The 9,418-nt window shown below is 57.3% G+C and carries 5 protein-coding genes; 2 read left to right on the top strand and 3 right to left on the bottom strand.

Annotated elements, in window-relative coordinates; genetic code table 11:
• Positions 1–1,040: 1,040 nt before the first annotated feature.
• Positions 1,041–1,202, top strand: a complete 162-nt coding sequence (locus NZK35_RS13415) for a hypothetical protein (RefSeq protein ID WP_259633047.1) — start codon at positions 1,041–1,043, stop codon at positions 1,200–1,202.
• A 57-nt stretch (positions 1,203–1,259) separates the two neighbouring features.
• Complete coding sequence (locus NZK35_RS13410; RefSeq protein WP_259633046.1) at positions 1,260–2,132, top strand: XDD4 family exosortase-dependent surface protein; 873 nt, start codon at positions 1,260–1,262, stop codon at positions 2,130–2,132.
• A 72-nt stretch (positions 2,133–2,204) separates the two neighbouring features.
• On the opposite strand, the gene NZK35_RS13405 is transcribed toward NZK35_RS13410, so the two are convergent.
• The 3 genes from NZK35_RS13405 to NZK35_RS13395 all read right to left on the bottom strand — a co-directional run bounded on the left by NZK35_RS13405 (position 2,205) and on the right by NZK35_RS13395 (position 8,937).
• Entirely contained in the window at positions 2,205–4,598 is a 2,394-nt protein-coding gene (locus NZK35_RS13405; protein ID WP_259633045.1) for a Calx-beta domain-containing protein, read from the bottom strand.
• A gap of 836 nt (positions 4,599–5,434) precedes the next feature.
• Positions 5,435–7,654 (bottom strand): O-linked N-acetylglucosamine transferase, SPINDLY family protein, encoded by a 2,220-nt coding sequence (locus NZK35_RS13400; RefSeq protein ID WP_259633044.1) that lies wholly within the window; start codon positions 7,652–7,654, stop codon positions 5,435–5,437.
• 128 nt (positions 7,655–7,782) lie between these two features.
• Positions 7,783–8,937, bottom strand: coding sequence for a DegT/DnrJ/EryC1/StrS family aminotransferase (locus NZK35_RS13395; RefSeq protein ID WP_259633043.1), 1,155 nt, complete (start codon positions 8,935–8,937; stop codon positions 7,783–7,785).
• Positions 8,938–9,418: the final 481 nt, after the last annotated feature.

Below are 9,418 nucleotides of genomic sequence, written 5' to 3'. Positions count from 1 at the left end.
GCTGCTATCGCGTACAAACCGTTGGTGTCTAGCCTTTAAGCGATTCTCGGTCGCTGCGACGCAGCGACAACGGGCGGCTAAAGCCCAATACCGCTAAGTTAACATGAATGAGGAGCCCGGACGCTGGCGCGAACCGGCTGATATCAAACGAATATCAGCCGTTTGGCGCGAGCCTACGGGCCCTCATCTAAAGAAACGACGCTTAACTTAGCGGTATTAGGCTTTACCCCGAGAAGGGTTGCAGGAACTAGCCGGTGGTCGCCTTAGCGCACCACCGGAATCTCCAAATCGATTGCCGATTGACCCCGGGACGGGTCACAGCATTTAGACGCTGCGACCCCTTCGGGGTCGTTTTGGTCGGTTCTTTTGCGTTCCGGCGGTATTCGCTTCGCTCGACCGCCGGCTACTTTCTGGCATCCCATCCGGGATGCAAAGATGCAGAAGGCAATCTCTCGGGGTCTGTCCCCGGGCAATCTCTGTCCCCGGGGTCTGACCCCCGGGCAATCTCTGTCCCCGGGCAATCTCTGCGTCCGGGCAATCTCTGCGTCCGGGCAATCTCTGCGTCCGGAGGACAGTCGCCCAACGGCCCGGGAGTAAAAATAGGAAATCCAGGCAAAACAGAGGCCCTGTCAAGGTGTTTTTCTGGACACTAGTGAAAGAAAGTATCGAAAAACTTCATTTCAGGGGGTTGCTCGATTCCCACCAACCCCTAGCATAGATATCACCTTCCTTCCACACGGGGCAGACAAAACGTCGCGGGATGCGACTTGAAAGGATAAGGCATTACCCACGCTCACCTTGCTGTTTAACAGCCTGGTGGGAGCGAGATCCGAAGTACCGCTGCCTCACGGTGTGCGATGCGATCTGTGCTCATCCTCTTGATGCTGTGCCTCTCAGCGCTTGGCGCCGATCGCGCGTCGGCGGGGCTGATCGTTTCGGATAGCCATTGCTCGGCATGCTCTCACTCTCGCGTGGCGATCGCATCAGCGGGCCATCCTGAAAACCTTGCCGCAGTCCGAGCGGCGGACTGCGCAGCAGGAATGTCGCAAGTCGCGACGTTGGATCAGTCCCACCAGTCGGTTGCCGTTCGCTCGCAACCCGAAGGCCTGTTCAAACTGCGTCTCGACCATTCGATCGCGAGCGTGGAGAAGCTCCGTCTCCCCGATTGGATCCCCATTTGTTTATTGAAAATCCCCATCTGAGTGCTGCGACATCTCGTAGCCATTCATCACATCACTTTAATTCGGGGACAGGTTCAGATGAGAGTTATAACGAAAAGTCAATTTCCACGCGCAACTGCGTTCTCAGTTGTAATCACTTTGTACCTGAGTTTCACAATTTCGGTTCAAGCAGGGGTTATTTACCAAACACCAGCCAACGCAGTGGTAGGGCCTGAAAACAAGTCGGTTTCGGCGCGTGCCGAATTTACGGCCGTGAGCAGTAGTGTGTTACGGATCACGCTCGAAAACGTCGCGGTCGACGGGAAAGGCAATATCACCCGACTGACAAATTTTGAGTTCAACGTTTTCGATTCGACAACTTGGTCGTTGGACACCCCAACATCACTTAGCGGGAGCGTTAAAGTTGCGGCGGGGTCAAATATCATTGGCGGGTTTACGCCTACCGGCCCCGATCCTACTGACATCTCTGGAGGCTGGGTGTTTGGCAAGAATGTTCAGCCAGCTGGTTTCAGCGAGACATTCGACTACGGTATTTCATCGACGGCTTTCAACAGTGGAAACACGCTGGCGCGATTCGACGGCAGCACGAACTTCGGTAATTACACCGATAGTGCCGGCAATAATTGGGGGCCAATCAACGGTGGAGACTGGGGGCTAATCCCCGATGATCCGACTCCTGATACTTATACCGGCGCTAGCGTACGCGACACCGTGATCATTACCTTAGATGTCACAGGCACGTTGAACTTGGGCGACATTCAAAATGTCGCGTTTACATATGGATCTGAAAGGGCAGGCGTTTATGGGCTAGTACCCGGAACAGTCCCCCCGCCAAATATGGTCCCAGAACCGTCGTCGTTCGTCATCTCCTCTGCAGGGTTACTGGTGTGTGGGATGATAAGATGTCGACGCAGATCCAATGTGCTCATCCAATGTGCTCACCTTTCCTAATCCGTGATCACCGACGGTCTTGACATAGACTCAAGAGCGACCGCACCCAAATGAAAGATAGCGGTCGCTTCATCAGCGACCGAAGATTGCAAAGACCGAATCCAGTCTCTCGCACGAGAGACTGGATTCTTTTTTTGTCGACGGCGCATCCACCTCGGAATCGTTGACGTCCTCCGCGTTCCACTGTGCGAACGATTGATCAAATTGCGCGAGCTTGGTCGGTTTCGAATGCCCCAACAAGTCCTGCGGCAATGAGACTTCCGTCCGCTCCGGTCCGACGTGTGTCCCACGATTGGTTGAAAGACTCTCGGTCAGGGCGATCGCTTCGATCGCCAACCGGTTTGCGTCGATCATCGGCGCGGCTGCCGGTGTTTTCTTCTTACCTTTACCGTTGCCGCCGCCCCCGCCTCCTCCGTCGCTACCACCGCCACCGCCTTTGCCTTTTTCGTTGTCCTGGTTGGTGACCTGGACGTCGTCGGCATCGAGACCGTTGTAGGCGATGTCACTACTTTGGGCGGCACCGGTTTGAATCACGTACGCGACGTTGCGGTCGCGAACGGTATCGTCGACTCCGGTGACAGTGACCGTCTGCGAAGTGCTCCAATTCTCGGGTGTAAACGTCAACGTGGTCTGGTCGACCAACCCCTCGCTGACATCGCTGGACTCAAGAGAAATTGTCACGTCGGACGTCGGTGCCGAGTCGAGCGTGATGCTGAACGTCGCCGTACCACCGGTTTCGGTTGTCGTCAGGCCCGTGATCGGTGTGACCGTGATGCCCGGTGGCGTCGGCGCTGCGTCGTCATTGCGAATCGTCCCGTCAGCGGTCGACGTGGCGATCAACGTTCCCGTTGTCGGACCCGAAAGCGTGACTGTGAACGATTCATCCGCCTCCGAATCCGTATCGCCGGACACATCAACCGAAATCGTTTTCGATGTCTCACCAGCAGCAAAAGTGACGATGCCTCCGGGGAAGACACCCCCGGTGAAGTCAGAGGCGTCTGCGGCGGACGCGCCGCTGCCGCTCACTGCCCAGCTGACTTCCGCTGCCGACGATGTGTCACCACTGCGCGTCAGCGCAAACGTGAACGACTTGGACGCGGAATCGCCTTCTGCTTGATCGGCGTTGGCCGCGCTGATGCTCAGATACCCTGCATTGGTTTGCACCAACGAGCCGCTGATCGAATAGGATCCAAGGCTGCCATAATCGCTGTAGCCGGCGGATGCCGGATCACCCTGCCCGGCGCCGCTAACCTGGACAAAGTATTGCCCGGCCGCCAACGTCGCCGAAAGGGTCGCCGACAGTGAGCCAACCGGATTGGACGCGACGATCAAGGACCCGGTGGCATCGAGCAGCGCGGCATAGATGTCAAGGTTGGGCCCTCGCTGGAACGGCGTCACATCGAAGCTGACGTTTCCGGCGTCGGCCAGAAACGTGAACACGTCAACGTCATCGTTGCGTTCGACGATGCCCGAGTGTGCGACCGATCCCTGATCGACCGACAGCACCGAAGCGGTCAACGTGGTGTTACCGTGATCGTCGGTTCGATATCCAAACCCGTTGTTTCCAGTGATGATGGCCAGATCATCTTGTGTGTTGCTGGCATACGCGTATTCACCGCGACTCCACTGGGTCAGTTCCTTGTAGTACCCGACGCCCATGATCGGCGCCCATCCCGTGGCCCCGCTCCCGTGCCCCTGATAGTAACCCTCTGACGGTGAGGTGCGGCCGTCGTGGTTGAGCCCCAAAGCGTGTCCCGCTTCATGCGTGATCGCTTCGGCCGTGTACTTTTCATTGCCATTACCCAAGACGTCTTCGAAGGCAAAAACCGGTGTGTCGCTGTTCCAATTGAAGGATCCCAAGTAGGCAACGCCGCCAGCGTTTCCGTACCAGGATCCGTTACCACCGACGACCACGCGGACTCCCCACGCCGAGTCACCCGATCCGCTTTTGACCAGACGGTCCAGCGACGGTTCTTCCGTGGTCACATCGACATCAAACGGAATGAAGTCCTCCGCCACACGTTGCCAAATCGCATGGATTCTGGACAACTCGGACTCATCAAAGGATGCATCGCCGGAAAAACTGTAGGCGGGCGACACGATGTCTGCACCGCCATTGAAGCTATTCCACGAAGTGCCGGATGTCGTGTGCCCGTCAAAATCGAGAAAGATGGTTTTCGATGCTCCCGGATTGCTATGCAGACCAAAGGTGTCTTCTAAAGTAGCTGCAGCAGCACTGATGTCGCCCGTCGTATCAGCGAGCGATTCCACCTCGCCAATCGGAAGCGGAAGCGCGTGATAAATGTTCCCGTCAAGGTCTTCGTGATAGTCTGACTGAGAGTGGTCGGCCTCCAACAAAGACATGGCACTGAGCGCCATCCGCTTTTCCAACGTTTGAAAATCAAATCGACGGCTGAGGATTGTATTTAAACGTTCCCGCCGTGCGCCGCGTCGTTTACGCATCATGAGTTCATCAGGTAGAGAGGAGGATTAGCCGGGGAGAAGATGGACGAGAGCGGTAAGAGGCTTGTCGGAGGCATCGACGGCCGGTGACTTGTGTCCAACCGATGGGAACTCTACGTCACATTCGAGCCCCTTGCCTCGATCATCTTCACCCGACATTTGACTTTTTCGATTGCAGTGGGGCGTGCCCAACCCCCAAGGACCTGCCGTCATCGAACTCAGCAACAGCCCGTCCGCGACATTACGATGTCGACTCAAACTCTGCAACGGCAATGGGCCAGCACTGCATCCGCTGTTGGAACGAATCACCGAGAGGCGGACGTAGACACATCACCGGGGGGCATCTTGATGGGGGAGACGGGAGAGCTCGCGGGCTGGCGGTTTGACCGGTATTGCGAAAATGAACGCGATGATGCCAGGTACTTACGTGTGAGCGAGGAACACCGCGCGGCCCCTGAACGAATGGTGAGAAGAATGGTGCCACACGCCAGCTGAATCCGACACTCCCCGACGATAATATCCCGGAGGGATCACAGCGAGTAGCCGGAGGTCAGCGCAGCGCCACCTCCGGAACACTCGCTCAATCCTCCCATCGACCCCGGGCGGGGTCGTACAAAGTTCATGCAATCCTGCAAGGCAATGCTTTCAGGTAAGCATGCTAGCGGAGTCTCTCGCACGGACGCGACGCGGGGTCACGTCAAACGATCTGCCCCTCCGAACACCGTCCGCTTCACCAAACACTCGCACGCAGTGTCTTGTCACGCACAGCGTGACCTACTGGTTTGCCCTTGAAGAGCCGGCAGCAGAAAGACAAGTTGCTTCAACGTGGCGCTGAGCTGTTAGGAGCAGACATCGCCAGAGACGTTGGGTGAGGCCGTTTCGATGGCGGGGATTGCCGACGTGATTGCCGGTGCGGGCTGTTGGTCGCACCAGCGTTTCCAGGCTTGTCGATACGCCTTCTCGAGTTCCGTGACGAAACGCGGCTGGTCTGCGATCGTCCGCCGCGTCGTCTCACGCAGCGTCCCGCGCAGATGCTCCAGTTCGTCTAGGTCGGCGGCGATTCGGCTGACGGAGGACGCGTACTCGTCGATCGACTTGGCAATCCACTCCGGCTTGCCGAGATGGTGAACGATCCCCGCGGTGCCTCGCGAGGGTCGGTTGTTGCCATAGAAGCCGACCACCGGAATCCCCATCCACAAGGCCTCCATCGTCGTCGTCCCGCCTGCCCACGGGGTCGTGTCGAGTCCAAGATCGATCTCGTGATACGTTTCTAAGTACGAATCGCCGCGATAGGTGCTGCGGACTTCGATCCGACTTTCGTCGATCCCACGTTGAACCAGCGCGCTGATCAATTCCCTCTTCAACGACTCGTTAAACCGCGTGTTGAACGCGAGCAGCCGTGCATCGGGACAGGCCTTCATGGCAGCCGCCCACAGATCGTGGGTCGAGGAGGAAATCTTGAACGGTCGGTGCAGCGATCCGAACGTCACATAGCCGTTGCGACGGGCAGGCAATGCTGACAGTTCGGGAGCGTTCTTGGGCGGTGCAAAACAAAACGACCCACCGGGAATCCGAAGCAGTTCCTCGGTGTGCAACGTCGGCTCCCCGACGGGATTTTGCACGTCACAGGTCAGACAATAGTCGATCGCCTTCAACCCCGTCGTGTTGGGATAACCGAGCCAGGAGATCTGGATCGGCGCCGGTTTATAGGCCAGCGCCGGCAACCGGTTCCCCGACGTGTGTCCGGCGAGATCCACCATGATATCGATCTGATCATCCAGAATCTGCTGCGCCACCTGTTGGTCCGAGTAGCCGAGTGTCACACGCCAATGATCTGAAAGCGACTTCAATTGTCCGGTCACGTGGTCTTCCACACCGGACTCGTAATAACAATAGACTTCGAAATTTGATCGATCGCGAAGACTCAACAGCGGCTCGAAGAACGCCGTGACGGCGTGCTCGCGAAAGTCTGCCGAAGCGTAACCGATTCTCAGCTTGCGGTTCGGATCACGCACGTTGAGGTGTCGCTGGAGCGGTTGGACGTTTCCATGCACCTCGCCCCAGCGGACGTGTTCTTCGAACAGTTGCTGGGGGTTGATGTCGGGATCGCCGCTCATCAAATACAACAAACAGCCGTGGGCGCCGCTCATGCGGGGATCTTGCTTGACCGCTTCGGCGAAACATTCGGCCGCTTCATCACGCCGGTCGGTTTCGATATAGACGAACCCCAGCGAGCAGAGTGCGTGCGCGTCGGCCGGGTCGAGTTGCAAGGCAAGCTGAATCTCCGACTCCGCCTTCGCGACATCGCCCAAGGTGAGCGACACGGTCCCCAAATAATGGTGCGCCTTGGGATAGTGGGGGAACTCCACGATGAGCTTTTCCAAACGCTCCGCCGCCTCGTCAAGCCGCCCCAAATTCACCAGCGTCCGCGCGAGCGTCAACTTGGAAACCGCGTCGCCGGGACGGGCCCGCACCACACGCTGAAGCAACTCAAGTGACTGCTCCCATTTGCACTGACGACGGTAGCACTCACCGAGATTGCCAAGGACGTCGAGGTTGTCTCCGTTGCGTTGCACCAGTTCATCATAAATCTGCTCGGCGTCGTGAAGACGATTCTGCCGAACCCAACAGTTTGCCAGATTCATCGCGGCTTTTTCGGAATCCGGATTGATCCGAAGCACTTGCTGAAACTGCTCCTCGGCTTGTCCCAATTGCCCGAGTTCAAGCAACAAGACTCCGAAGTTGTTTCGCGTGTCGGCATTGTTTGGATCGACGGACACGAGTTGGCTGAGCATCTGCCGAGCCCGCTGGAGGTCACCGAGCGCATGGTACACGAGCGCCAGATGGCCCATCAATTCCGGGTTTTCGCCCAGCAGTCCATGCGCCTTTTCCAAACACTCCAGCGCACTCGGGTAGGCTGCTGCGGAGTAGAGCGTCATGCCGAGCAAATGCCAGGCATCGGAGTGGTTCGGATCCACGCTCAGCACTTCGCAATACAATTGCTTGGCCTGTTCCAGATTCCCCGCTTTCTGCAGCGACAACGCGGTTTCAATCTTCACCGCGAGTGCTTGCGTGTCGGTAACGGGACGCTGTGGCGGTCGCGGCCTTCGTCGTTTCGGGCTTTTTGGTTTGCTGCGTGCCATCGTGACCTAATTCCAAATGAAGAGGGTTGCGAGAAGGCTGGAAATCAATATCCGCGGATCACCCGACAAACCCGTTCGATGTCCGCTTCGTCAATCGCCGAACCGGTCGGCAGACAGATCACGCGATTGCAAAGCGTCTCGGTGTTGGGTAGCGTCAAGTTTTGATGACGAGGCATCGACCGATAGGGCTCCATCCGATGGCAGCCCGGATAAAAGTATCGACGGGCGCGGATCTGTTCGGCGTGTAGCCGAGCCACCAATTCATCTCTGCTGACACGAAAGCGACTCTCGTCGATTTCGACGACCACGTATTGCCAATTGGTCTGTTGAAGATGGTCGTACGCCAACAGCCGCAACCCGGGGATCCCATCCAGGTGTGCACGGTAGAGCTGGTGGTTGTGTCGGTTTCTTTCCAGAAGCTGATCCAAGCAGGGCAACAGCGACAATCCCATCGCGGCACAAATTTCGGGCATTTTTGCATTGGTGCCCAGATCGACGACCGTGTCCATTCCGGCGAACCCGAAATTCTTGATCAACGCCAGTCGCTCCGCCAACGCATCGTCGTTGGTCGTGATCGCTCCGCCTTCGAACGTGTTGAAGAACTTGGTGGCGTGGAAGCTGAACACTTCGCAGTCACCGAAGTTACCGATCCTTTGATCGTCTTTCGAACAGGCAAACGCGTGCGCCGCATCGTAGACAACCGCCAAACCGTGCTTGCGTGCCACGTCCTCGATCGCTTGGGTGTCGCAGGGGTTTCCCCATAAATGCACTGCGACGATGGCACTCGTTTTCTCAGTGATCAACGACTCGATGCTGTGCGGACAAATCGTGTGATGGTCGCGATCGACGTCTGCGAAGACGGGTGTCAGCCCGCACCACTGTGCCGCATGGGCCGTCGCAACGAAGGTGAACGACGGCACAATGACTTCGCCGGTCAAATTCAGCGCACGGTAGGCCAGTTGCAGACCGTTGGTCGCGTTGCAAACGGCAAAACAGTGTTTGACGCCCAAATAGGAACGCAACTTCGCTTCCAACTCTTTGACCACGCAACCGTCGTTGGTAAACCATCGCCGCTGGAAAATCTGGTCGACGAGTTGATCGAAGTACGCGCGGTCACCCACATTCGGCGCGCCGACGTGCAGCACGTCATCTTGGACGACCTTTCGATCGATCCGATGCGTGGTCTTTGTGACTGACATTCGCGATACGCAGGCCAATGGAACAGCTGGGATGAATCACTCAAGACGCATTTCTGTTGTCGGATGGTGGAATCATCATCCTACAGGTTAAGCTGCGATTGAGCGGCTTGCCCTTGAAGCGATCGACGCAAACGCTCTGCGCCGGATGCTGAAAATCGTCAAGAAACACGGGGGCAGACGCGTGTTCGGCACAATAGTCGCAACCCGACGCGGCGTGAGCGAGGGTTTTCCCTCGCCAGCTCACTGCACGCTATAATGGTCGAGCAGAAAAGGGGTCAGGTACGAATGGCACGGGCATAAGCGTTGGTGTGCAGGCTTTAGCCCAATACCGCTAAGTTAACATGAATGAGGGGGCCCGGACGCTGGCGCGAACCGGCTGATGTCAAACGAATATCAGCCGTTTGGCGCGAGCCTACGGGCCCTCATCTGAAGAAACGACGCTTAACTTAGCGGTATTGGCCTAAAGGCTGGACACCAACGG

This window comes from Stieleria sedimenti (assembly GCF_025060895.1).
In the GTDB taxonomy this organism is placed as follows: Bacteria; Planctomycetota; Planctomycetia; order Pirellulales; family Pirellulaceae; genus Stieleria; species Stieleria sedimenti.
This window is presented reverse-complemented; position numbering and strand designations above follow the sequence as displayed.

Excerpts from the sequence above, each read along its gene's own strand:
- NZK35_RS13415 (WP_259633047.1), top strand. The coding sequence starts at position 1,041 with ATGTCGCAAGTCGCGACGTTGGATCAGTCCCACCAGTCGGTTGCCGTT.
- NZK35_RS13410 (WP_259633046.1), top strand. The coding sequence starts at position 1,260 with ATGAGAGTTATAACGAAAAGTCAATTTCCACGCGCAACTGCGTTCTCA.
- NZK35_RS13405 (WP_259633045.1), bottom strand. The coding sequence starts at position 4,598 with ATGATGCGTAAACGACGCGGCGCACGGCGGGAACGTTTAAATACAATC.
- NZK35_RS13395 (WP_259633043.1), bottom strand. The coding sequence starts at position 8,937 with ATGTCAGTCACAAAGACCACGCATCGGATCGATCGAAAGGTCGTCCAA.